The sequence below is a fragment of the Rhizobium sp. C104 genome (genome assembly GCF_022354505.1).
Taxonomy (GTDB): domain Bacteria; phylum Pseudomonadota; class Alphaproteobacteria; order Rhizobiales; family Rhizobiaceae; genus Rhizobium; species Rhizobium redzepovicii.
Map to the genome: position 1 here is coordinate 1,347,477 of NZ_CP092348.1, position 24,167 is coordinate 1,371,643.

The window sequence follows — 24,167 nt, forward strand, 5'->3', positions numbered from 1 at the left end:
AGCCCGTTATGAGTGAAGAAAGGCCTGGACTGCTCGACGGCGCCATCTGGCCGGGGAAAATACCAGGCTGTTCGGCCATGAGGAGGCGGAGGCCTTCCTGGCGCAATCCTATCGGTCCGGCAAGGGCCACCACGCCATCCTGATAGAGGGGCCTGAGGGCATCGGCAAAGCGACGCTCGCTTTCCGCTTCGCCAATCACGTACTCTCCTATCCCGATCCTGCCACTGCGCCGGAGACGATCGGCGATCCGGATCCTGCCTCGTCCGTCAGCCGGCAGATCACCTCCGGCGCCTCGCACAACCTTCTGCATCTCGCCCGGCCGGTGGATGAAAAGACCGGCAAGGTAAAGTCGGCGATCACCGTCGACGAGGTGCGCCGCGCCGGCAAATTTTTCTCGCAGACATCAGGCACTGGCAATTGGCGGATCGTCATCATCGACCCGGCCGACGACATGAACCGCAATGCGGCCAACGCCATCCTGAAGATCCTGGAAGAACCGCCGAAGCGGGCCTTGTTCCTGGTGCTCTCGCATGCGCCGGGACGATTGCTGCCGACGATCCGCTCGCGCTGCCTGCCGCTGAAACTGGCACCGCTTGCAGACGATGCGCTCATAGCCGCGCTTGCCCATCTCGGCATATCGGGAGAGGGCGCGGCGGTGCTTTCGGCCGCCAAGGGCAGCGTCGGCGAGGCGCTGAAACTGCTGAATTACGGCGGCGGCGAGATCATTGCCGCCTATGAGGAGATGCTGTCGGCCGAAGGGCCGACGGCCCGTAAGGCGATGCATCGGCTGGCCGATGCGCTTTCGGGCAAAGAAAGTGACACGATCTTCGATTTCTTCGTCAGCCATGTCGGCGACGACATCATGAACCGGGCACGCGCAGCGGCAGGCGAGGGGCAGATCGCGGCTGCAGAGCGGCTGGCACGGCTTTATTCCGAAATCACCGAACGGCTGACCATTTCGGATGCCTATAACCTCGACCGCAAACAGACGATCATCGGCATTCTCGCCGATATCAAGCAGCCGGGTCTCTAGTTCCGTCCTGGTTCTCCGATCAGCCGGTCAGCAGCTTGACGGCGACGACGGCGAGTGTCGCGGCAAGGACGATGCGGATGGTGCGCTCGTGCAGCTTCGGCGCCAGGAGGCTGCCGATGATAATGCCCGGGATGGAACCGATCAGCAGGGCAAACAGCATCGGCCAGTCGATTTCGCCGATCAGCCAGTAGCCCGTGCCGCCGATCAGGGTCAGCGGGACCGCATGGACGATATCGGAACCGACGATCTCGCGCACATCGAGCCTGGGATAAAGGACGAGCAGGATCGTCACACCCAGCGCGCCGGCACCGACAGAGGTCAGGGTGACGAGGACGCCGAGCAGGAATCCGAGAATGACGGTGAGGGCAAGGATGGTTCTCGGCTGCGGCGGCGTGCGGTCGCCGATGGCGCGGCGTGCCAGCTCGAGTATCGGACCTCGGAAGACCAGCATGATCGCGGTCATGACAAGAAGCCAGCCGAGCGCCGTGGTGATGGTATTGGTGACACCGATGCTTTTGCGATCGACGCCTGCCAGCAGCCAGAGCATCAGCAGGGCGGCCGGCACGCTGCCGATTGCGAGACTGCCGACGATCTTCCAATTGACGCGCCCGTGCATGCCGTGGACGGCGGTGCCGGCAGTCTTGGTGATCGCCGCATAGAGAAGATCGGTGCCGACGGCGGTCGCAGGATGGACGCCGAAGAGCAGCACCAGCAGCGGTGTCATCAGTGAACCGCCGCCAACGCCGGTGATTCCGACGAGCGCGCCGACAAACAAGCCCGAAAGTGAATAGAGAGGCTCGAACGTCAATCAAGCGCCTCCGACGGCGCGCGGCCACGACAAACCGGATAGATGAAAACTGGCACTTCGTTCTGCCTCGCCCTCTTTTCCATGACGGGTAGATTGCGGCAGAAGCGGAGTCAAGTTCACCGCTGCCCGCGTCCCGGAAATCATTGGCGGCGGCAAAACTTGATGTTTCGCTTGACGGTGACATGCGCTAAGAGCGGCTGACCATTTTTATAGAGTAAGCCGGACATTGGCCGCCATGACAGACAAGACACCCTTCTACATCACCACCGCGATTTCCTATCCCAACGGCAAGCCGCATATCGGCCATGCCTATGAGCTGATCGCGACGGATGCGATGGCGCGCTACCAGCGCCTGGATGGCAGGGACGTGTTCTTCCTGACCGGCACAGACGAACACGGCCAGAAGATGCAGCAGACGGCGCGCGCCGAGGGGATTACCGCTCAGGCGCTTGCCGACCGCAACTCCGGTGAATTCCAGGCGATGGCCAAGCTGCTCAACGCTTCGAATGACGACTTCATCCGCACCACGCAGGAACGCCATCACGAGACGTCGCGCAACATCTGGAACCTGATGGCCGAGAATGGCGACATCTACAAGGATAGCTATGCCGGCTGGTATTCGGTGCGCGACGAGGCCTATTACCAGGAAAACGAGACGGAGACTGCGCGCCGACGGCGTGCGCTACGGCCCGCAGGGCACGCCCGTCGAATGGGTGGAGGAGGCGAGCTATTTCTTCAAGCTCTCCGAATACCAGGAGAAGCTGCTCGCCCATTACGAGGCGAACCCCGATTTCATCGGCCCGGCCGAGCGCCGCAACGAGGTGATCTCCTTCGTCAAATCGGGCCTCAAGGATCTCTCAGTCTCGCGCACGACCTTTGACTGGGGCATCAAGGTGCCGAACGATCCCGCCCATGTCATGTATGTCTGGGTCGACGCGCTGACCAACTACATCACCGCCACAGGCTATATCGAGGACAGGAACGGCACGCGGGCGAAATACTGGCCGGCCGATGTGCACATCATCGGCAAGGACATCATTCGCTTCCATGCCGTCTACTGGCCGGCCTTCCTGATGTCGGCAAAGCTGCCGCTGCCGAAGCGGGTCTTCGCCCATGGCTTCCTGCTCAACAAGGGCGAGAAAATGTCGAAGTCGCTCGGCAATGTCGTCGATCCTGTCAACCTGGTGAACCATTTCGGCCTTGACCAGGTGCGCTACTTCTTCCTACGCGAAGTCTCCTTCGGCCAGGACGGCAGCTATAGCGAAGAGGCGATCGGCATCCGCATCAACTCCGATCTTGCCAACGGCATCGGCAACCTCGCCAGCCGCTCGCTGTCGATGATCGTCAAGAACTGCGACGGCAAGATCCCGGAATGCGGGCCGCTAACCGACGAGGACAAGGCGATGCTGGCACAGGCCGACGCGCTGCATGCCTCCACACGCGAGGACATGGGCAAGCAGCAGATCCACCGGGCGCTTGCCTCGATCATCGCGGTCGTGTCCGAGACCGACCGTTATTTCGCCGGCCAGGCGCCCTGGGCACTGAAGAAAACCGATCCGGCGCGGATGGGCACTGTGCTTTACGTCACCGCGGAAGTCGTGCGCCAGATCGCCATCCTGCTGCAGCCCTTCATGCCTCAATCATCGGTCAAGCTGCTCGATCTGGTCGCGGCACCTGCAGACAAGCGCGATTTTGCTGCTCTTGGCGAATCCGGCCGTCTGGTTGCCGGAACGCCGCTCGAAGCGCCAGCGCCGGTCTTCCCGCGCTACGTGGCTCCGGAGGCTTAAGGCTGTGCTGATCGATACGCATTGCCATCTGGATTTCGCCGACTTCGAGGCGGAGCGCGACGAGATCGTTACGCGCGCCCATCAGGCGGGCGTCAAGCAGATGGTGACGATTTCGACGCGGGTGCGCAAGCTCGACCGGCTGCTTGCTATCACCGAGAAATATCCTTCGGTGTTCTGCTCGGTCGGCACGCATCCGAACAATGCCGACGAAGAGCTGGATATCCAGACGGAAGAGCTGGTGCGCCTTGCCAACGCCCATGAGAAGGTGGTGGCGATCGGTGAGGCGGGCCTCGATTATTTCTACGATACGCAGAAGCCCGAGGACCAGCAGACCGGTTTTCGCCGCCATATCGCGGCGGCGCGGGCCACACAGCTGCCACTCGTCATCCACAGCCGTAGCGCCGATGAGGACATGGCCGCGATCCTGACCGAGGAAACGGGGAAGGGGGCTTTCCCCTTCATCCTGCACTGCTTCTCGGCAGGTCCGGAACTGGCGCGCATCGGCGTCGAACTCGGCGGCTATGTCTCCTTTTCGGGCATCCTGACCTTCCCGAAATCGGAAGAGCTGCGCGAGATCGCCAAGACGATCCCGCAGGATCGGCTGCTCGTTGAAACGGATGCGCCGTATCTGGCGCCGAAGCGCTGGCGCGGCAAGCGCAACGAACCGTCCTATGTCGTCAACACGGCCGAGGTGCTCGCCGAGACGATCGGCCTCTCCTACGCGGAGGTCGCACGGATCACGACGGAGAACGCTTTCCGGCTGTTTTCGAAAATGCCGAGGATCTGAGAGGGTGCTCTACCGGCGGCGCTTCACCATTCTCGGCTGTTCGTCGTCACCCGGCGTGCCACGCATTACCGGCGACTGGGGCGCCTGCAATCCAGACAATCCGAAGAACCGGCGCACACGCGCCGCTTTCATGGTGCAGCAATTTGCGCCGGATGGCGGTGTCACCACCGTCGTTATCGATACCGGACCGGATTTTCGCGAGCAGATGATCAGGGCAGGGGCCGACCATGTCGATGCCGTGCTCTACAGCCATCCGCACGCGGACCATATTCATGGCATCGACGATCTGCGCGGCTATTTTCACAATACGCGCCGGCGGGTGCCGATCTTTGCCGACCAATATACGATGGACAGGCTGCGCGAAGCCTTCGGCTATTGCCTGGAAACGCCGCCGGGCAGCAACTATCCGCCCATCGTGCTGCCGGTTGTCATCGAAAACCTCGACGAACCCGTCGAAGTCCGCGGCCCCGGCGGCAAGATACGGTTTCATCCGCATATTCAGCAGCATGGCGATATCCACTCGCTCGGCTTTCGGATCGGCGATGTGGCCTATTGCAGTGATATCAGCGACTTCCCGCCCCAGACCGTCGACAAGCTTCAAAATCTCGACGTGCTGATCATCGACGCGCTGCAATATACCTACCATCCGAGCCATTTGTCGCTGGAACAGTCGCTCGACTGGATTGGCCGGCTAAAGCCGAGACGGGCGATCCTCACCCATATGCACACGCCGCTCGATTATGACGTTGTGATGGCCGAGACGCCGGACCATGTGGTCCCGGCCTATGATCAGATGAGTTTCGAAACCGAAGTCAGGATCGGGGCTTAAGCCTGACCACAAAGACAATCGAGCCTGAAATCACTGCATGTAGGGCATAATCTCGACGGCGCCGCGATAGATCATGTCGAGCGAAACGTAGAGGATGATCAGCAAGCCGACATAGGCGATCCAGCGATGGTTGTTGAGCAACCGGGCGATCAGATTGGCGGCGATGCCCATCAGCGCGATCGACAGGGCAAGGCCGATGATCAGCACGCTTGGGTGTTCGCGCGCCGCCCCGGCAACGGCGAGCACGTTGTCGAGCGACATGGAGACGTCGGCAATGACGATCTGGGTCGCCGCCTGGAAAAAGGTCTTTTTCGGCGCCCCCTCGGCGCCCGCCGCGTCATGGTTGTCGCCATGGCCGGCGCGAAGCTCGCGCCACATCTTCCAGCAGACCCAGAGGAGCAGAAGTCCGCCGGCCAGCAGCAGGCCGACGATCGCCAAGAGATAGACGGCAACGCTGGCAAAGAGAATACGCAGGACGGTCGCGGCTGCTATGCCGACGATGATCGCCTTTCGGCGCTGCGTGGCCTCAAGCCCGGCAGCAGCGAGACCGATAACCACGGCGTTGTCGCCGGCAAGAACGAGGTCGATAGCAATGACCTGCAGCAAAGCCGTTAGACCGGCTGCCGTAAAGATGTCCATATGAAATATCCCCAATGCGTCAAAAGCCGTGCTAGCGTCTCGACGGTTTGACGTCAACCGCTAGAGCGCCTTGAATTGCGGTGGCGCGGGACAACGATCCTCGATGCCAAACCGTTCCTCATTTTGATATCGGTGAGCCGCCAATGTGGGGGGCGGCCGGTGCGACTGAAGCCGCTATCGCCTGCCCACGCATTGGCTTGGAACATTCCATTCGCCCACCTGTTTTTCTGATCAGGAAACCAGCCGCCGGATCCGCGGCGTGGGTCTATGCATCGAGAGGAGATTTCCCGTGAGCAGCATTTACCACGATACCAATCCAGCCTTCTCCGGCCCGACAGGGGGCAGCAGCCTCACCGCATTTTTCGACAACCGATCGCAAGCCGAATCCGCCGTCTCCCGTCTTGAAGACGCGGGCGTGCCGGTTGCGAGAATAAGGTTGATGCCAGGCTACGAGGCGGACGAAAAAACCGCCGGCGCCATGAGCGACGACCGCGGCGGCTTCTTCGACGCGCTGGCCGACTTCTTCTTTCCCGACGAGGATCGTGCGGTCTACGCAGAGGGGTTGCGGCGAGGCGGCTTCCTCGTTCAGGTCAACGATATCGATGACGCGCTCTATGAGACCGTCCACGATATTCTGGACGACGAGGGCAGCATAGACATGGACGAGCGGGCGGACCTCTGGTCGCTGGAAGACAGGCAACAAGGCGCGTCCAATACCGGTTTTGCCGGCAAACCCTCCGGCGGCAAAGCATCGGAAGACCTCGCCGTGTCCGAGAGTGCATTCGACGATACGCGCCCCGTAGCGACGCGCGACACCGTGCATGGAAGCGCCAAGGTGCGTGCCTACACTTATAGCGCCCCCACGCCGTCGGACGATGCCAATCGCCAATCGCAGAACCAGTCGCAGGGCGGATCGCAGCAAAGCCAGGGTTTCCGGCGCGACCACTGATCCTCTGACCTGCATTGGAAGGCGCGGCCGCGATGCCGGGCCTTCATCTCATCCCGCTTCTTTATTTGAGGATATGTCCATGCAATCATCCATCAATCGCGACGGCCGCCTTCCTGACCCCGATGAACTGATCGCCGAAGGTGAACCGCCTTTTGCCGATGCCGCCGTTGTAAGCACGCGTGAAAAAGTCGACGAAGATTTGAGCGGCCTGCAGCAGGAACTCAGGCTGCTGAAGGCTCGGATAGGCATGCTGCGCGAGGACGCGGAGGCGGCGCTGAAGGCAAAGGCCACATCGGTTGATGCAAACGCCCATGTCCAACTTGGCAGCTATCCCTGGGCGAAGCTTGCCGCAGCGATCTGCGCAACCTTCATTGCAGCCAGGCTGGTTCGAAATGTGCCGCTGGGGGTCATGCTTGCCGGATTTCCCAGTCATCTCTCCGAGGCGAGATGGCGTTGACCGGCGAGCTTTGAAATCGCTGCACAAGGGCAGGCGCGTCGCTCGATGCGTCGAAGAAAATCAATGAAGCGGCGCGATGCCGGAAGCCATCGGCGTCGCAAGCTCTTTCAGAATCGCCTCAAGCGCGTCGGCCGTCGCCTGCAGCCCGGATGACCTCGCAATTTTGAGCGCCGCGCTGCAATGCGCAGACAATTCGTCTTGCTGGCTTTGATCATTCGTCCGAAAGACGATGCCCGCATAGTGCGATGGGTTTCCGGCTGCATCCCTGAAGCAGCGGCCGAAGGCGGCCACGGCTACGATTTGTCCGCTTCGATCAAATACCCGATAGTCATGGCGGTAGGGATCTCCTGTCACCACCGAGTTCTGAAATCGCCTTGGCCACGGATGGCTTGTCGTCCGGATGAATCCTGTCGAGATATTTTATGATCGGCAGCCCCGCGATGGTCTGCTCCGGATCAAGCCCAAAGAGGTTCGCTAGTGCCGAATCCGCGTAAACCGTGTCGGTCGCCAAGTCCCACGTGAAGATGCCAGGCTCTTCGGCAAGGTCCATTCCCGTATCCCCAAGTCTGACCTGCCGGTTGACCACGTCACGCGGCTGGTGACACCCAATCTTAGTCGCCTTTCAATGGGACGCAATATCGACGTTTCCAATCTTGCTCGTGCATGCGGCTTGAGACCGCCGTACAAGCTCGCGACGCGCAGCCGGTAGCGGCCTCCCGCCCTTGCGCACCAAAGGAAGCCGCGGACGGCGATTGACGCTTGGAGCCGCCGTTCGCTCGACGTAGTGTTCGGAAAAACGCCATTCAATTCGGGGGACACCATGGATTTTTTGAACGTCGCGGCGATCGTATTCTTCCTTCTCGTCTGGGTGGCACTCGAGCCTTTGATGGCAATAGGGTGGCCGCGGCGAAACGACAGCCTTTCCGTCGACATGGTGCGCATTCGCGCGGCCTGGATGCGCGAGGTGCTGACCCGAGACAATAACTTCATCGGCGACGCGGCGATCCTCGGGCATACGATCAATTCGGCATCCTTCTTCGGATCTGCCAACCTCATCGTCATCGTCGGGCTCAGCGGTGCGCTGTTCATGGAGCCGAATTATGGATCGGGCGGCGGGCTGATCGCGCTGTTTGCGGCGCAGGATCCCGCCTGGTTCTTCCAGTGCAAGGTGCTCCTGATCATGGCGACGCTGCTGCGCGGCCTGTCCGATTTCATATGGGCGGTCCGACAGATCAACTATTGCCTTGCGGCGATCGGGGCGAGTCCGTCGCGCGATGAAGACAGGGACATCGTCAGCTGGACAAACGCGCTCACTCTGGTCTTGAACCCGGCTCTTCGCTCGTTCAGCGTCGGCGTCCGATCCTACTACTTCACCGTCGCTGCCGCCTTCTGGTTCATCGGGCCGATCCCCTTCATTGTCGCAGCCATCCTCAGCGTCGGCGTTTTGATCTGGCGTCAATCCTGGTCGGATGCTGCAAAGGGGATCATGGCCATACGCAGGCTGCTGGATTAGGATTGCCTGCGGTTCTGGGCAACGTCATAGTCTGCCGGCCGATGATGAGCAGAAGCGATATCTTACGGTCGGGTGCCAATGGATCGTCTCGAAGCGATGCGCATATTGCTGGCCGTTGTCGACGCCGGAAGCATCTCGGCCGGCAGCAGGCGGCTGAACGCGCCTTTGCCCAGCGTCAGCCGCAAGGTGGCCGAGCTTGAACGCCATCTCGGCGCAAACCTCATCGTCCGCACCAGCCGCAATCTTCAGCTCACCGACGCCGGCCGCGACTATGTCGACGCCGCCCGAAAGATCATTGCGGATCTCGATGAGGCGGAGCGAAGGGCGTCGGGCGAATACCAGACGCCCAGAGGCGCGCTCACGATCACGATGCCGATCGAATATGGGAGCCGGTATGTGCTGCCCGTCGCGCTGAGCTTCATGGACAAATATCCGGAGGTGTCGCTGAAGCTCCTGTCGCTCGACCGCACGGTTGATCTTGTGTCCGAGCTGGTGGATATCGCGATCCGTCTCGGCGACCTTGCCGACAGTTCCCTCCATGCGGTCAAAACCGGCGAATTCCGCCTGCTGACCTGCGCGAGCCCTGCCTATCTCGCGCGGCATGGCGAACCTCAGCGCCCAGGCGATCTCGTCGATCGCGACGGGATCTTCTTCAACAAGCCGGCATTCTTCTGGACATTCGACGTTGAGGGAAAGCCGATCGAGGCGATGCCTCGCAACCGGCTGGAAGTGAATACCGCGGCGAACTGCGTCGCGGCGGCCGTCGGCGGAGCGGGGATCGCGCGGCTCTTCGACTACCAGGTTCCCGACCAGCTGGCGTCGGGCGCGCTGGTGCCCATCCTGCGGGATTTCGATGGACCGCCGCAGCCTATTCATATCGTTTACGCTCGCCAGGGGATTCTGGCGCTGAAGGTACGCGCGTTTGTCGACTGGGCTCTACCCCGGTTGCGCGCGCTATCAGAACGACGATAATAAAACATTATCCGAATGATGCGCGGATTTCTTCAACCGTCTGTTTCGCATTCTGCAGATGGGGAAAGTGGCCGATACCCGGCAGGATATTGATTTCAACACCGATCCTGGCGGCGAATTCGATGCCCATTTCCTTGTTGATGTAGAGGTCCTTTTCGCCCCAGATGACTTTGACCGGCGTCTTCAACCGGTCAAGGTTGGCCTCGAGGACGTTCTGGTCGCGCGTGAAATGAGCGTAGTAATGGGCAAAGGCGTCCGCCGACGTCATTCCGCCCAAGTTCCACGAACGGACCAAGTCCTGCTGAACGTCGGTCGGCAGATCGAATTGTTCCGCCGGCGACAGGCCGCGCCTGTGCACGTTCTGAAGGATCTCGTCGCTTGTCTTGTTCATATAGGCGCGGGTCGGCGAGGCCGTCGGCTCGGCTTTGAGATTCTGCAGGTTCTCCCACATGTATTGCGGCCGGTCGAATGGCGCGAAGTCTCCGACGATGATCCGCCTGGCGATCGCCGGCTCATCGAGAGCAAGCAGCAAAACGGGGAGGGCGGCAATATCGGTCGCATAGATCACGAGGTTCGAACGGTCGATGCCTGCCGTCTCGATATAGGCCTTCAACACCGCCGCGTAGTCCTGGGGCGCATAGGAAAACCATTGCAACGCGGGGCGCGACGACTGGCCGTAGCCCGGCCAATCAAAGGCGTGGACGTCGTAGTCGCGAGCAAGCGTGCTCGCAATGTCCCTCCAGACCAACAGCGTTTCCGGAAACCCGTGCAGGAAAAGCACGGTGCCTTTTGGCGCCGGCGCGCGAACAATCATTCTCCTCAGCGTGAGCATCTCGTCGACCTTGATGAAATCAACGTCACCGTGCTGGGCTTCAGCGGACGCGAAGATTTTTCCGACGGGGAGGGATGGCGTGGCTGCGGCCGATGCAGCCCTATTTTCGGTTTTGTCTTCGGACATGTGAGTTCCTTTCCTGAACGACAGGTCCATAAGTAGCCACGCCGTCACCGCGCAGTAGCTGGAAAAATTGAGAGGCAGCCTCTTGATCGTGGTCGCTGTGACGGCGCTGGCCAAGGCTGAGTTTCCAACGAGAGGCTGCCTCTCAGTTTCTCCGGGTGCCGGCCCTGCGTCGCGCCACCCAAATAATCACCAGCCGCCGATTTGAGACAGCTCGCGGGGGATGGCGGAGCGCAGCGGCGACAACATAAGGAAGAACTGATATGACTGACATCACATTGAACCCTATGCGGTCACCAATGGCACCCCTTGCCGAACCTGTCCGTTGACTCTCATTGTCATGAAAGGACACACGTCATGGCACTGCTGACCTCTTTGAACCAAAGGCTTCTATCGCGACGCACGCTGCTGTCATCGGGTGCCGCGGCCGGCTTATCCGCCGTTCTGCTTCCGCTGGTGTCGGAAGCCGCCGACGTCATCGGCGCAACCATCGGAGAGATCCGACCGTTCAAGGCCGAGATCCCCGAGGCAGCGCTGACGGACCTCAGGCGGCGACTTGCCGAAACCCGATGGCCCGACGGTGAAACCGTCACGGATCGTTCGCAGGGTGTTGAGCCCGACAGGCTGAAGGAGCTGGTGGCCTACTGGCAGGCCTCCTACGACTGGCGCAAGGCAGAGAGCAGGCTGAATGCCTTTCCGCATTTTCTCACCAATATCGACGGTGTGGACATCCATTTCATCCATGTCCGTTCCCGTCATGAAAACGCGCTGCCGCTGATCATGACCCATGGCTGGCCGGGTTCGGTGTTCGAACTGCTCGATGTCATCGGGCCGCTCACGGACCCGACGGCGCATGGCGGTACGGCCGAGGATGCCTTCCACCTGGTGATCCCTTCGATCCCGGGATTCGGTTTCTCCGGGAAGCCGTCGACGACGGGTTGGAACCCGCAGCGGATAGCGGCTGCCTGGGACGTGCTGATGAAACGGCTCGACTATGACCGCTATGTCGCGCAAGGCGGCGACTGGGGCGCCATCATCAGCGACGCCCTGGGTCGCCAGGCACCCGATGGGCTGCTCGCCATCCATGTCAACAGGATCGAGCGGGCCACGACGTTCCCATCGGATGCAGCCCAGGCTCTTAAAAATGGAGGGCCGGCTCCCGACAATCTGTCTGCGGACGAGAAGGTCGTCTTCGATGAGGCGCGGAACTTCCTCAACAACGGCTTCGGCTATGCCGCGATCATGAGCACACGTCCGGAGACAGTCGGTTACGGCATTGCGGATTCGCCAGTTGGCCTTGCCGCCTGGCTTTACGACAAGATCGCCGACTGGGTGTTCACCCGAGGCGATCCGGAACAGGCGCTTGGCAAGGATGTCATCCTCGACAATATCACGCTGTACTGGCTGACGAACACCGGCCCCTCGAGTGGCCGCATCTATTTCGAAAACGCCATGGCGGGCGCAAAGCTCACGGAGGTCAAAGTGCCGGTCGCCGTCACCATATTCCCCGGAGAGGTCTACAAACCGCCAAAGCACTGGTTGTCGAAGGCCTATCCGAAGCTGGTCTACTATAACCGCGCGCCCACGGGCGGCCACTTCGCGGCCTGGGAGGAGCCGGAACTCTTCAGTCAGGAGATCAGGGCAGGGTTCAAAACGGTGCGATCATGAGCAACCGCCGTTAACCGACCGGCGTGTTTTCAGGGGCGGCGGCACGGCGAGCTTTACGCCCGCCAGACAGGTCGTCGATTGACGTCGATTACGCAACGCTTCACAACGTCCGAAGTTGCTAGAAACAACGCCAGCTTCTTGGGGACCAGGGCTATATGCGCATCAATGACGACCGTCATTTTTTTGGTAGAGTGTCGATATTCTTGACGGTGGTATTTTCGACGCTTGTGTTCGCGAGCGTAACCGTCGCCCCAGCGGCCGAACCGACCAATTCCTCGGCACCGATCCGGGTTATCATCGAATTGCCCAACGATGATGCCGGACGCGCGCTGGTCAACCGGATCGTTCCCGGCACTCAGGAACCGGCGCAGCCGGCAGCGGCCCCGCAAGAGGTGGCACCGCCGTCGATTGCCACCGCATTGCAGGATCTACGCCAAAGGTTGCTCACGCTCGTCGATGCAGTCCCAACGCTTCCGGGACAGGTTCAAACGGCGATCCGGGTCTTCCAAACGGATGATCGCATCGATGCTGTCGGACTGATCCTGGCGGTGACACTCTTCATTGCAGGCGGATTCGCTGCGCAGCGCCTTGCCTGGTGGTCCGGGCGAGGGCTGCTTCATTTTGTGTTGACCGCGCCTGCCGACACCGTCCGGCAGCGGATCAAGCTCCATGCGGCCCGGCTTTCAATGGGCCTTCTCGCGTTGGTCGGTTATCTCATCGGCAGCCTCGGCGCCTTTATCCTCTTTCCCTGGCCTGCCGTGTTTCGCGATATCGCGCTCATTCTGCTATCAGCGGCGCTGATGGTGCGCCTTGGCGTGCTTGTCGGCCGCATCGTGATTGCGCCCGGCGCCCGGCTGCCGCATATGCGGCTTCTGACGCTTGTCACCTCGCTTGCCTGGTTCTGGTATTACTGGCTTCTCGCAATCGTCGCCGTGCTGGCGGCCGGCTGGGCGATCATCGAAGTGTTCCAGACCATCGGGGCTTCGCCCATCCTGGTCGATCTCTTTACCGCCGCGTGGCTCGGTGTCGTTTCGATCACGCTGATTACGATGATTTGGCTGCGGCATTTCCGTTCCGACGGGCCGCCGGTGAACCGGTTAGTCTGCGTCGGCTTCAGCGCGAGCATCGTATTATCGTGGCTGTTATGGGTGTCCGGGCTGCGCGGAGTATTCTGGACGTTGATCGTCCTGACGCTTCTGCCGCTTACCGTTTCCGTGGCGCGTGATGTCATCGGTCGCATCGTACGATCCGGCGGCGAACACGCCGTCGAAGATCCGGCTATCGTCGGATGGTCCGTCGTCATCATGCAAACGCTCCGGAACGGCCTGATCGTGGTCGCCGCGCTGCTGATTGCCCGCGCTTGGAATGTCAATCTCAGTGACCTTGCCGCTGCCGAAACGGTGACCACCCGTTTGATCCGTGCAGGCATCCGCATCGTTATCGTGCTGCTGGTGACCGACGTCATCTGGAAGCTCGCAAGCACGCTGATCGACAGTCAGATGGCGGTGGCGTCGCGAAGTGCGGAGGCGGGGCATCTGGACGGACCCGAAGCGCGCCGGCGCCAGCGGTTAAATACCCTGCTTCCGATCCTTCGCAACGTGCTGTTTCTGGCGATCGGCGCTGTCGGCTTCCTGATGATCCTGGATGCCGTCGGCATTCAGATCGGACCGTTGCTGGCCGGCGCCGGTGTCGTCGGCATCGCCGTCGGCTTCGGCGCGCAAACGCTCGTCAAGGATATCATCTCAGGCGTCTTCTATCTGTTCGACGATGCCTTTCGCATCGGTGAGTATATTCAGGCGGCAAAATATAAAGGGACAGTCGAAGGTTTCTCGCTGCGATCGATCCGCCTTCGGCACCACCGCGGTCCGGTCACCATCGTTCCTTTCGGCGAACTCGGCGCGGTGCAGAACCTGAGCCGCGACTGGGTGATCGATATCATTACGCTGACCCTGAACTATGACAGCGACCTTGAGGAGGTCCGCAAGACCATCAAGCGCATTGGCGTCGAGCTGCTGGACGATCCCGAACTCGGGCCCAACATCATCGAGCCCTTGAAAATGCAAGGGATCGAGCAGATGGCCGATTACGGTGTGCAGATCCGCCTGAAGTTCATGGCCAAACCCGGCGAGCAATTCGGCGTTCGCCGAAAGGCACTGGCCATGCTCAAGAAGACATTCGCGGAAAAAGGGATCCAGTTTGCAACTCCGACGGTTCATGTTTCCAGCGGGACGGCCGATGCAGCAGCTTCCGCCGCCGCTACGGAGCTACAAAGACCGGCAAAAGTGATCCCAACACTTCAGGAGTAACTGCGCAGAGCACAAGACAAGCTCGGCGAGAGTGGCGACGCTATATGCCATTGTAATAAAAAGGCATTCTGTTGTTCCATAATCTGTCTTATGCGATTTTTGTGTGGCCGCAAAGTTGAAGTGTCCTGTTTCTGTAAAGTTTGAATGGCACACTCCCCGCGTTTTCGATTACGTGGGAGACGAGATGACAAGCCAGCTGTCTGGCAATCCCTGAGAACAAAGCTGGAGGCAAGCCTCCCATAGCGGCGTCTTACAGGAGGTTTCGTCCTGTAGAATGTCGAGCCCGTCGCGATGGTCGCGCAGCGATCCGAGCTAGCACACGGGACGGCGAATTTCTTCGCGAAGCTCTCGCTGCATCGTCCAAGGTTCCGCAGTCATTTCTGCGTGCTCAGCCGGGTATCACTCGTTCACTAGGTCGTTCAGCGACCAGCGACGTCAATGTCGGCAAGCAATTCGATTTTTGGAAGCACGCTGAGGTCCCGTTCAAACGCTGGAGCATAAAGCGGATATCCATCCACCAGGATCATGAGAATAGAAACTTAGGAAGCTGAAGCCGATGTGTGCACCCTCACCTGCCCGATCTGCCCAGCAACCAGGAGCAGCCAGTCAGATTGTGCCAGGCCATCGTGCCGTGGCAGACCAACGTTCCAACCAAAACGATGTCTTGACGCGCTACCGGATCGGCTTTTCTCGCAGGCTAGCCGGTTTAGCGTTGCCTTAAAGAAACTGTGCGAGGATGCATCTGTGTCCATCCGCGCCGGCAAACTAATGAAGTTTCGAAGAAATCCAAAGATACTCCGTGGCCTTGCTGCCTCCGCAGCCAGCCATGCAACCGCATTTGCTCCGGCACTATTTGCGGCGGTTATTGCAGTTATTGTCGTCTGGGTCGCAACGAACTGGCGGCTGGAGCGATCGCTGGCAGAGGAGCGCTCGATTGTTGCGGGCGAGCTTGCCACAATATCATCTCGGCTTCAGACGAACCTCAATAGCAATGTGAAGCTGCTGCAAGGTCTGGCGGCTGGCATCGCAGTCGACCCGGCAATGGGCCAGAACGGATTTTCCAAACTCGCCGCGCAGATCCTGCAGCCCGATTTCACAATTGCGCAGTTTCGCTGCGGCGCCCGACATGGTGGTCAAATGGGTTTATCCTGAGAAAGGAAACGAAAAGGCCATCGGGCTCGATTACCGAAAGAATGACAAGCAACGGGCTGCCGCGATGCTGGCGCGCAACACCCACAATATCGTTCTGACAGGGCCAGTGGAACTCGTCCAAGGCGGAACCGCTTTCGTCGTCAGATGTCCGATCTATATCGATGACGGAAACAGCCAGATCTTTTGGGGGCTGCTCTCCGGAATTATTGATATCCCAAGGCTCTATAGTGATAGCGGCCTTGGATCGACCGAGCTTGAGATTGCCATCAGTACCGTGCCGGAGCCAAATTCGCCGAAACAGGTTTTCCTCGGAAGTCTGGAAACCTTTTCGAAGCAGCCGGTCGCGACATCCGTTGACATGGCTTATGGCCGGTGGACTTTCGGCGCCGTGCCCAAGCACGGATGGGGCCAAAATAACGGAATCGGCGTTTTTGAGTTTTATGCGAGCTTGTTGGGCCTCTGTGTCGTTGCGCCGATCATTTGGATCGGCTTCCTGACCAAATCACGCCAACGAACGATCGAGAAGCTTCGCCTTCACAAGAAGAAGCTCGTTCGAGCGCGGCAACGTCTGGAATATCTGTCGTTGCGCGACGCCCTGACGGGGCTGGCTAACCGACGGTTCGTCGACCAGATGATCTCGCAACCACAGAGACCCGATGGCGAAGACTGTCTGATCCTCATTCATATCGACCTCGACCGATTTAAAGAGATCAACGATACGAAAGGGCATGCCGGCGGTGACATGGTCCTTCAAACAACCGCTTCGCGCCTCGCCGATTTGACCGGCCCAACCGACGTCGCGGCTCGGATCGGTGGGGACGAGTTCATTTTCGCCAGGTGGAGCGCCAACCCCGAGCCTGAGGCAGCCGAATTGGCCAAGCAGATCGTCGCCACGCTCCAGCAGCCCCTCCTCATCGATGGGGCGGAGTATGTGGTCGGAGCAAGCGTCGGTGTCGCCTGGGAGACTGAACATGCCTCCGGGCGGGATCTCGGCCAGTTGCTTCTCAATGCCGATTTGGCCCTCTACGAAGCGAAGAAGGCAGGGCGCGGCCGCGCGGCCATTTTCACCGAAGAGCTTCGCAGCGCCGCAATCCATTCAAAAGAATTGGCGGATGAGTTCAATCTGGCGCTCGACCGCGATGAGCTCGTTGCATTCTTCCAGCCGCAATTCCATGCGGATACGCTGGCTATATCAGGCGTCGAGGCCCTCGCCCGCTGGGATCACCCGCGAAAAGGTCTGCTCGGCCCGAACAATTTTCTCGGCGCCGCGGAAAGGCTGGGGCGTAGCGGCGATATGGATAGGCTGATCCTGCACAAGGCCCTGTTCGAGCTGACGAGATGGGACAGCCTGGGAATGCAGATCCCGCGTGTCTCCGTCAATATATCGGCGCGCCGACTGGCGCAGGCAAATTTGCTCGCCGAACTGTCCGGGCTTCCCGCAGCGAGGGGTCGCCTCTGTTTCGAGCTGCTCGAGACAATTTCCTTCGACGAGCTTCAGCCTGCCCTCAACGAGGTCATTCCGGCAATCAAAGCGCTCGGCATTGAAATCGAGATCGACGATTTCGGCACGGAACATGCCAGCATCATCAGTCTGCTTCGGTTTGAGCCGCGACGACTTAAGATCGACCGCGAAATTATCAAGCCGATCATAGCCTCTCCGTCTCAACGCCGCCTGGTTTCCTCCATTATCGAAATCGGCCGGTCACAGAACATCGACATCGTTGCCGAGGGCGTCGAGACAATGGAGCACGCGAAGATCTTAAAAGATCTCGGTTGCCATTTGCTGCAAGGCTATGCTCTGGCGCGGCCAATGACGTCGGAGCAGCTGATCGAATTTTGCCGCGTGAAGCACAAGGGACTGACGAAAGCAGGCTGATGCGCGAAATCACACCAGCCTAGAATCGGATGATTTGAGGCCGGATCGGATTAAAATCATCCGGTTCAGACGCAGCCGCGAGAGCCCGCTCAAGGGCGGCGGACAAGCTCCTGAAGCCTCCATGGTAGGCACCGGGCCGCAGTTTCGTCAGTCGATCGATCTGCTGATGGCCCAGCGGAGCGATCGTCAATCCGAATGGCAATGCCGTGGGTTCAGGGCAGTCCCCTGCCTCGACGATCGCCATCACAGCGGGAGGCGATCCAACGACCGCCACATCGCTCTCGAGTTTAGAGCTCTCGAAGTTATCGCTCTAACGGCTGCTGTCCACGGAATCCGGCATATCAGGCGTGGGCACGGCAGAATGCCTCGAATTCTCGTGCGGGCGCAGTTCGATGGCGCTCCTTATGTCTGAGCAAGGTGAACCGTCGCGGCGGAAGCTCGACCTCGAGCATTCGCAACTGGCCATTCTCGACGAAGGGCATGACGATCACCTCGGAGAGCGCCGTGACACAGCCGCAGCTTCTCACGGCCGACAATACCGCTTCGTTCGAGGGAAGCACCAGCGAGACGTCGAGCTTGGAAGGATCGATGTGAAGCTCGCGCAGCGACTGTTCGAGCACCGAACGTGTTCCGGAACCCGCTTCCCGCATGATCCATTTGAGGCGGCCGAGGTCCCCTGCTTCAATATCGTCGCGGTTTTCGGATCCGACGACAAGAACCAGCCTGTCGCTGGCGATCATGGAGTTCGAAAGCGTGGGTTCGTCGACCATGCCTTCGATGAATCCCAGTTCCGCGTCGCCCTGTTTGACCGCCGCAGCCACGGTCATCGTGTTGCCGATCGTCAGATCGATATCGATGCCCGGATAAGCGTGGGAGAAGCCGAGGAGCCGCGAGGGCAGCCAATAGTTGGCGATGGTCTGACTGGCATGGATGTCGAGCGTACCGGTCTTCAGCCTGCCAAGCTCGGCGAGAACCGCCTCGGTTGCTTTGACTCTTGCCAGCGTCTCCTTGGCCTCGCGCAAAAGGACGGCCCCTTCCCTGGTCAATTGAATGCCGCGGCCAACCCGGTCGAAGAGCTTCACGCAATAGAACGTCTCCAGCGCCTTGACGGACGCGCTGACTGCGGAGGGTGTCAGTCGAAGAGCGGAAGCCGCCTGCGTGAGATGCTGCCGCTCGGCCACTGCCACAAAGATCGAAAGCTGCTCGAACGTCATCGAAAATCGTTCTCTTACACCGAATGAAATGTCAATAATTATTCGATGGATGAGCACAAAACGGAGGACTATCCTACAAATAGAATTTCTTTTGGATATTTCATGTCGCCTTCCTCGAGATTGTTGGAAATCCTTCCCGGCATCGCCGCCTCCGTCGCGATAACCATCTTGGCGTGGGGCATGGTTTCTATGGAGAAAGCCGTCATCGGCTTCGAAATCATCGATGGGCTGGTCTTCGCCATCCTCCTGGGCACGATGCTGCAGACCTTCGTGGGCCTGCCGGCCCGTTTTCATGCAGGGATCGCCTTTTCGAGCAAGGTCCTTCTGGAATTTGCCATCCTGCTACTCGGCGCATCCGTCAGCATAGCGACCGTCGCCGCGGCCGGCACCACCATGATCGTGATCGTCATGGGAACAGTGCTTCTCTCGCTGGTGACAAGTTATGGGATCTGCAGGATGCTTGGCCTTCACGACCAGCTGGCAACTCTTGTCGCCTGCGGCAATTCCATTTGCGGGAATTCTGCGATCGTTGCCGCAGCACCAGTAATCGGCGCCCGCGCGAACGACGTTGCATCGTCGATCGCCTTCACGGCGGCGCTCGGAATAGTCGTCGTCCTGGTGCTGCCGCCGCTTTTTGCGGTAACACATCTCACGGAATGGCAATATGGCGTTCTTGCCGGCATGACCGTCTACGCGGTTCCGCAGGTGCTTGCAGCGACCACGCCTGTCGGCGCCGTCAGCGTACAGGTCGGCACCATCGTGAAGCTCATGCGGGTCCTGATGCTTGGTCCGGTCGTGCTGCTGCTGCAACTCAAGAGGGATGCGGAGCATCCCACCCAAATCTCGCTTGCACATCTTCTGCCGTGGTTCATTGTCGGTTTCTTGGCGATGATGGGCTTGCGGAGCTTCGATCTCATCCCGCCGCAAGCCGCAACGGTGGCGAGGGAATCCTCGTCCGTGCTCACCCTCGTCTCGATGGCTGCCCTTGGCCTGTCGGTGAACATGCGGACGGTACTTGCCTCCGGCGGGCGCGTGCTGCTGGCCGGGGTGCTGTCGATGCTCGCGCTGGCGTTTATGAGCGCTATCGGACTGATGATCCTTCACCCCAACTGAAATCCTGCTTGCGGGCCTCACGTAGCAGGTTCATGCTTGTTTCTGTTAAGGCCCGTCGGTTGCGACCGGGATACCCGTCGCATATCTGGCCTTTCGTGGGACGGGTGCGATGGAGTGCGCCGGCTGCGGTTTCGATATTCAAAGTGGTTTTGCCTTCTGCACGCGATGCGGCGCCAGGCAGCCCCTCTCCTGTGCTGCCTGCGGCTGTGCCTGTCAGCCGGATTTTGCCTTCTGCCCGAGATGCGGCGCGGCCATCTCAGGCCGAGTCCCGCCTGCGCCGAAGCCAAGCATCGAGGTGGTGCCGCATAAATCAGACAGCGATGCCGACCGGCGGCCGGTCACGGTGCTCTTTGCCGATCTCTGCGGCTTCACGACGCTGAGCGAGCAGATCGACCCAGAAATCATGCGGGTGCTGCAGAACGAACTATTCGAAGAGATGACGCAGGCGGTCGAGGCTTATGGCGGATTCGTCGACAAGTTCGTCGGCGATGCGCTGCTGGCGCTGTTCGGCGCCCCGGTTGCCCATGAAGATGATCCGGTCCGGGCGCTCGGTGCCGCACTCGATATGATTCGGCGGGCGACTGACGTCGGCGACCGCTGGCGCTCACGCGCCGGTGTGCCGCTGCGTCTGCATATCGGCATCAATAGCGGGCCTGTCGTCACCGGCGGCTTCGGTGCGGTCAGCACAAAATCCTATTCGGTGACCGGCGACACGGTGAACACCGCCCAGCGGCTGCAATCGATGGCCGGCGAAAACGATATCCTCGTCGGACCGCTGACCTATCGCCTCACCCGCCATGCCTTTGCCTTCGACAGTCTTGGCGCGCAGACGCTCCGTGGCAAAAGCGGAAACGTCCTCGTCCATCGGCTGGCTGGGCTGCTGGAAGCGCCGCATACGGCGCGCGGGCTCGAAAGTTTCGGCCTTCAGGCGCCGATGATCGGACGCGATGGCGAGTTGTCGCGGCTGCTGACCTGCCTCGATCTCGCCTGCGGCGGTGCGGCGCAACTCGTCCGCCTGATCGGCGAAGCCGGTATCGGCAAATCGCGGCTGGTCAACGAATTCGTTGGAACCGCCGGCGATGCGGCCCGTTTCCCCGGCCTTGCCATCCGCAACGCCACCTGCTCTCCCCTCGGCGAACGATCCTATGGCACGCTCGCCGCGGTCGTGCGCAGCGCTTACGGTATCGGCGAGCGGGATGATCTCGCCAGAACACGGCAGCTGCTGACAACCGGATTCCGCGCGCTCGATCTCACCCAAGAGGATGTCGAGGGGCTTTTGCCGCTCTTTCTGCATGTCCTCGGTCTCGGCGACGCCGATGGGGCATTACGGCACATCGAGCCGGAACAGTTGCGGCGACAGATCTTCTATGCGGTACGCACCGTCTTCGAGCGGCGGTTGGCGCAAGGCCCTCTGCTGCTCGTTATCGAGGATCTGCACTGGGCGGACGTTGCCTCGCTGGAAGTGCTCCGCTTCATGATGGATCGGCTGGAGCGCAGCCGGCTGATGCTGCTGGCGATCTACCGGCCGACATCGCAGACCGACCCGCTGAACTCCGATCGCGTCAACGTGACCGTGCAACGTCTCGACCCGCTCTTTGCAGCCGATGGGCAGAAGTTGCTTGCTGCCTTTTTTGGCGAGAGCCATAGTAAGCTGCCGGTGGCCATGCGCAAGCGCATCCTGGATCGGGCCGGCGGCAATCCGCTTTTCATCGAAGAAATCCTGCGCGGACTGATCGACATGGGCACGCTGCACCATGACGGTCATCGCTGGCATGTCGCAGCCGACGACACGGATGTCGATATCCCGGTCAATCTCCAGGCGCTGTTGCTCGCCCGCGTCGATCGGCTGCCGCAAGAGATGAGACGGTTGGCGCAGGAGGCTGCGGTTGTCGGCCCAAAGTTCGATACCGCCCTGCTCCGCACCGTCACCTCCGACCCGGCCGGCGTCGACGCGGCGCTGGATTATCTCTGCGATGCCAATATCATCGAGGAATTGCGCGGCCCGGATGCCGGCGGATCGCCGGGCTATCGCTTCAGCCAGACGCTGATGCATGACGTCATCTACCACAATCTGCTGCTGCAGCGGCGCATGGAGCTGCATGGCAGGATCGGCCGCATTCTGGAACGCCAATATGGCGAAGCGCCCGACCGGGCCGAGCACCTGACGCAGCTCGGCCATCACTTCAGTCTGACCACCGAGAAAGCCAAGGGCGCCGGCTATCTGATGGCGGCGGGCGATCTGGCGCGCAAGACCTACGCCAATGACGATGCCATGCGACTCTACCATCAGGCCCTTGCCGCCTTCGCCAACGAGCCGGAGGTGTCGCCGGAGCAATTGGCGCTCATGGAGCGTCTTGGTGATCTCTGCGGCCCTGCCGGCCGGCGCGATGCTGCCTTGACCCATTATCAGCGGGCGCTTGCGATCCACCGCACCAAGGACGATCGGATCGCCGCAGCACGGATCCTGCGAAAGACCGGCCGTCTGCATCTCGACGCGGGGCGCCGCGACCAGGCGGAAACCCATTGCGCTGCGGCCGAAGCGTTGATCGCGACGATCGATGCGCCGATCGAACATGCGCACTTGCTGCAGGAGCGCGGCCATCTGGCCTTTCGCATGGGCGATCAGGCAGCTGCCGCCGAATGGGCGACGCAGGCGCTGCAACGCCTGCAAACGCTGCCCGTCGACGGAACGACCGAGGCCGGACGGGAGGCGGCACGGGCGATGGCGGAGGCGTTGAACACCAAGGGTGCGGCGCTGGCGCGGCTCGGGCGCCGCCGCGATGCGGTGCAGGAAGTCGAGCGCAGCCTTTCGGTCGCTGAAAAGGCCGATCTGCAAAGTGCAGCGTGCCGCGCCTATTCCAATCTCGGCGTTCTCTACACCATCGTCGACCCGGCCAACGCCATCAGGATCTGCCGGCGCGGCCTGGAGGTCGCCACCCGCATCGGCGATCTTGGCTTCCAGGCGCGGCTACTCGCCAACCTCGCGGTTTCCTGCTGCACCTTTACCGATCGCTGCGCGGCCGAGGGTGTGCCGGCAGCGGAGAAGGCCGTCGAAATCGACCGGGCGCTCGATCAGCGCGACCATCTCTCCGTGCCACTGATTGTCCTCGGGCAGATTCATCAATGCCACGGGCAGCCGAAGCTAGCTCGTAAGTATTACGAGGAAGCCCTTGAGGTTGCAAAGGAAATTGACGAGCCGCAACTGCTCTTTCCGTGCTATGATGGCTTGGCGACACTGAGCCTCGAACACGACGATATGGACGAGGCGGAACGGTATTTCACGCTGGCGCAGGATGTGTGCATCCGCCACAACCTCGATCCAGGCACACTCGTCGTTTTGCCGTTTCTCGACTGACCTTCCTCCCGGTGTAACTTCTGGAGAGCGGTTAGTCCAATCAAGTCAAATAGATAAAGGGAGGAATTAATCATGCAGGAGAACCACTCGGAAAGACCATTACAGCCCGGAGATCGCGCGCCAAACGTGGTGCTGGATGCGATTACTCGCCAGGGTAAGATCGCCATCGATGATTTTCGTGGCCAGAAACCGGTGCTTGTCGGGCTGTTTCGCGGACTGCATTGCCCCTTCTGCCGCCGGCAGATCGCCGCCATGGCCGAACTCACCGGTGCATTGCAGGAAAAGGGCATCGACAGCCTGACTGTCGTGAATACCCCGATCGAGCGTGCCCGCCTCTATTTCCGCTACCACCCGCTTCCCAACCTGCTGGCTGCTTCCGACCCGGAACGGATGTCACACAGGGCCTTCGGCCTGCCGAATGTCCAGTTCACCGAAGACGAGAATGACTGGCCGCACAAGCTCAGCATGAGCACGGTGACCTCGATGCGTATCGACATGCCGGGTGAGCTCCCGGAGCCGATGGATGTGATGGCGGCGGTGGACTATCTCGACAAGGCGGATGGCTACGAATTCACTGAGGACGACACGCAGATGATTGCGACCGGCCATGGCCAGCTTGTCGGCGAATTCCTGCTCGACCGAGATGGCGTCGTGCGCTGGTGTTTCACTGAAGTCGAAGACGGTGGCCGTCATATGTTCGGTGGTCCCGCCCCTCGGGAAGTGATGTCGGCAGCCTCGAATATGGCTGTTTGAA

Annotated in this window: 15 protein-coding genes and 4 pseudogenes; 14 read left to right on the plus strand and 5 right to left on the minus strand. The window is 60.6% G+C overall.

The window, feature by feature from the left end; translation table 11 throughout:
* Nucleotides 1–8: 8 nt before the first annotated feature.
* Nucleotides 9–1,033: pseudogene (locus MF410_RS07835) on the plus strand (DNA polymerase III subunit delta').
* A 19-nt stretch (nt 1,034–1,052) separates the two neighbouring features.
* On the opposite strand, the gene MF410_RS07840 reads toward MF410_RS07835, so the two are convergent.
* Entirely contained in the window at nt 1,053–1,841 is a 789-nt protein-coding gene (locus MF410_RS07840; RefSeq protein WP_003586405.1) for a sulfite exporter TauE/SafE family protein, read from the minus strand.
* A gap of 235 nt (nt 1,842–2,076) precedes the next feature.
* On the opposite strand from MF410_RS07840, the pseudogene metG reads away from it, so the two are divergent.
* The 3 genes and pseudogenes from metG to MF410_RS07855 all read left to right on the plus strand — a co-directional run bounded on the left by metG (nt 2,077) and on the right by MF410_RS07855 (nt 5,244).
* Nucleotides 2,077–3,628: pseudogene (gene metG / locus MF410_RS07845) on the plus strand (methionine--tRNA ligase).
* A 4-nt stretch (nt 3,629–3,632) separates the two neighbouring features.
* Entirely contained in the window at nt 3,633–4,415 is a 783-nt protein-coding gene (locus tag MF410_RS07850; protein WP_097628863.1) for a TatD family hydrolase, read from the plus strand.
* 4 nt (nt 4,416–4,419) lie between these two features.
* Nucleotides 4,420–5,244, plus strand: a complete 825-nt coding sequence (locus MF410_RS07855; protein ID WP_097628864.1) for an MBL fold metallo-hydrolase — start codon at nt 4,420–4,422, stop codon at nt 5,242–5,244.
* A 30-nt stretch (nt 5,245–5,274) separates the two neighbouring features.
* On the opposite strand, the gene MF410_RS07860 is transcribed toward MF410_RS07855, so the two are convergent.
* Nucleotides 5,275–5,883 (minus strand): TerC family protein, encoded by a 609-nt coding sequence (locus MF410_RS07860; protein ID WP_097628865.1) that lies wholly within the window; start codon nt 5,881–5,883, stop codon nt 5,275–5,277.
* A gap of 289 nt (nt 5,884–6,172) precedes the next feature.
* Between MF410_RS07860 and MF410_RS07865 the strand changes: the two genes are divergently transcribed.
* Nucleotides 6,173–6,832 (plus strand): hypothetical protein, encoded by a 660-nt coding sequence (locus MF410_RS07865; protein WP_097628866.1) that lies wholly within the window; start codon nt 6,173–6,175, stop codon nt 6,830–6,832.
* A 79-nt stretch (nt 6,833–6,911) separates the two neighbouring features.
* Complete coding sequence (locus tag MF410_RS07870) at nt 6,912–7,289, plus strand: hypothetical protein (RefSeq protein WP_097628867.1); 378 nt, start codon at nt 6,912–6,914, stop codon at nt 7,287–7,289.
* 60 nt (nt 7,290–7,349) lie between these two features.
* On the opposite strand, the pseudogene MF410_RS07875 reads toward MF410_RS07870, so the two are convergent.
* Nucleotides 7,350–7,839: pseudogene (locus MF410_RS07875) on the minus strand (PAS domain-containing protein).
* Between the two features lie 270 nt (nt 7,840–8,109).
* On the opposite strand from MF410_RS07875, the gene MF410_RS07880 reads away from it, so the two are divergent.
* Together MF410_RS07880 and MF410_RS07885 are read left to right on the plus strand one after the other, a co-directional pair.
* Entirely contained in the window at nt 8,110–8,802 is a 693-nt protein-coding gene (locus tag MF410_RS07880) for a DUF599 family protein (RefSeq protein WP_097628869.1), read from the plus strand.
* 78 nt (nt 8,803–8,880) lie between these two features.
* A complete protein-coding gene (locus MF410_RS07885; RefSeq protein WP_097628870.1) occupies nt 8,881–9,774 on the plus strand; it encodes a LysR family transcriptional regulator in 894 nt (297 codons plus the stop codon).
* 7 nt (nt 9,775–9,781) lie between these two features.
* Here the strand turns inward: MF410_RS07885 and MF410_RS07890 are convergent, their stop codons facing one another.
* A complete protein-coding gene (locus MF410_RS07890; protein ID WP_097628871.1) occupies nt 9,782–10,732 on the minus strand; it encodes an alpha/beta hydrolase in 951 nt (316 codons plus the stop codon).
* Between the two features lie 354 nt (nt 10,733–11,086).
* On the opposite strand from MF410_RS07890, the gene MF410_RS07895 reads away from it, so the two are divergent.
* The 3 genes and pseudogenes from MF410_RS07895 (at nt 11,087) to MF410_RS07905 (ending at nt 17,731) form a co-directional block, all read left to right on the plus strand.
* Nucleotides 11,087–12,397: an epoxide hydrolase family protein gene (locus MF410_RS07895; protein WP_097628872.1), complete on the plus strand. Its 1,311-nt coding sequence runs from the start codon at nt 11,087–11,089 to the stop codon at nt 12,395–12,397.
* 155 nt (nt 12,398–12,552) lie between these two features.
* Entirely contained in the window at nt 12,553–14,703 is a 2,151-nt protein-coding gene (locus MF410_RS07900) for a mechanosensitive ion channel family protein (protein WP_097628873.1), read from the plus strand.
* Between the two features lie 768 nt (nt 14,704–15,471).
* Nucleotides 15,472–17,731, plus strand: a pseudogene (locus MF410_RS07905) (EAL domain-containing protein).
* Between the two features lie 341 nt (nt 17,732–18,072).
* On the opposite strand, the gene MF410_RS07910 reads toward MF410_RS07905, so the two are convergent.
* Nucleotides 18,073–18,945, minus strand: coding sequence for a LysR substrate-binding domain-containing protein (locus tag MF410_RS07910; protein ID WP_097628876.1), 873 nt, complete (start codon nt 18,943–18,945; stop codon nt 18,073–18,075).
* Between the two features lie 102 nt (nt 18,946–19,047).
* Between MF410_RS07910 and MF410_RS07915 the strand changes: the two genes are divergently transcribed.
* The 3 genes from MF410_RS07915 to MF410_RS07925 all read left to right on the plus strand — a co-directional run bounded on the left by MF410_RS07915 (nt 19,048) and on the right by MF410_RS07925 (nt 24,166).
* Nucleotides 19,048–20,058, plus strand: coding sequence for a putative sulfate exporter family transporter (locus MF410_RS07915; protein ID WP_097628877.1), 1,011 nt, complete (start codon nt 19,048–19,050; stop codon nt 20,056–20,058).
* A 109-nt stretch (nt 20,059–20,167) separates the two neighbouring features.
* Entirely contained in the window at nt 20,168–23,413 is a 3,246-nt protein-coding gene (locus MF410_RS07920; protein WP_097628878.1) for an adenylate/guanylate cyclase domain-containing protein, read from the plus strand.
* Nucleotides 23,414–23,485: 72 nt separating this feature from the next.
* The gene (locus MF410_RS07925; protein ID WP_003586427.1) at nt 23,486–24,166 is read left to right on the plus strand and encodes a peroxiredoxin-like family protein; all 681 of its coding nucleotides are present in this window, start codon (nt 23,486–23,488) and stop codon (nt 24,164–24,166) included.
* Nucleotide 24,167 lies beyond the last annotated feature (1 nt).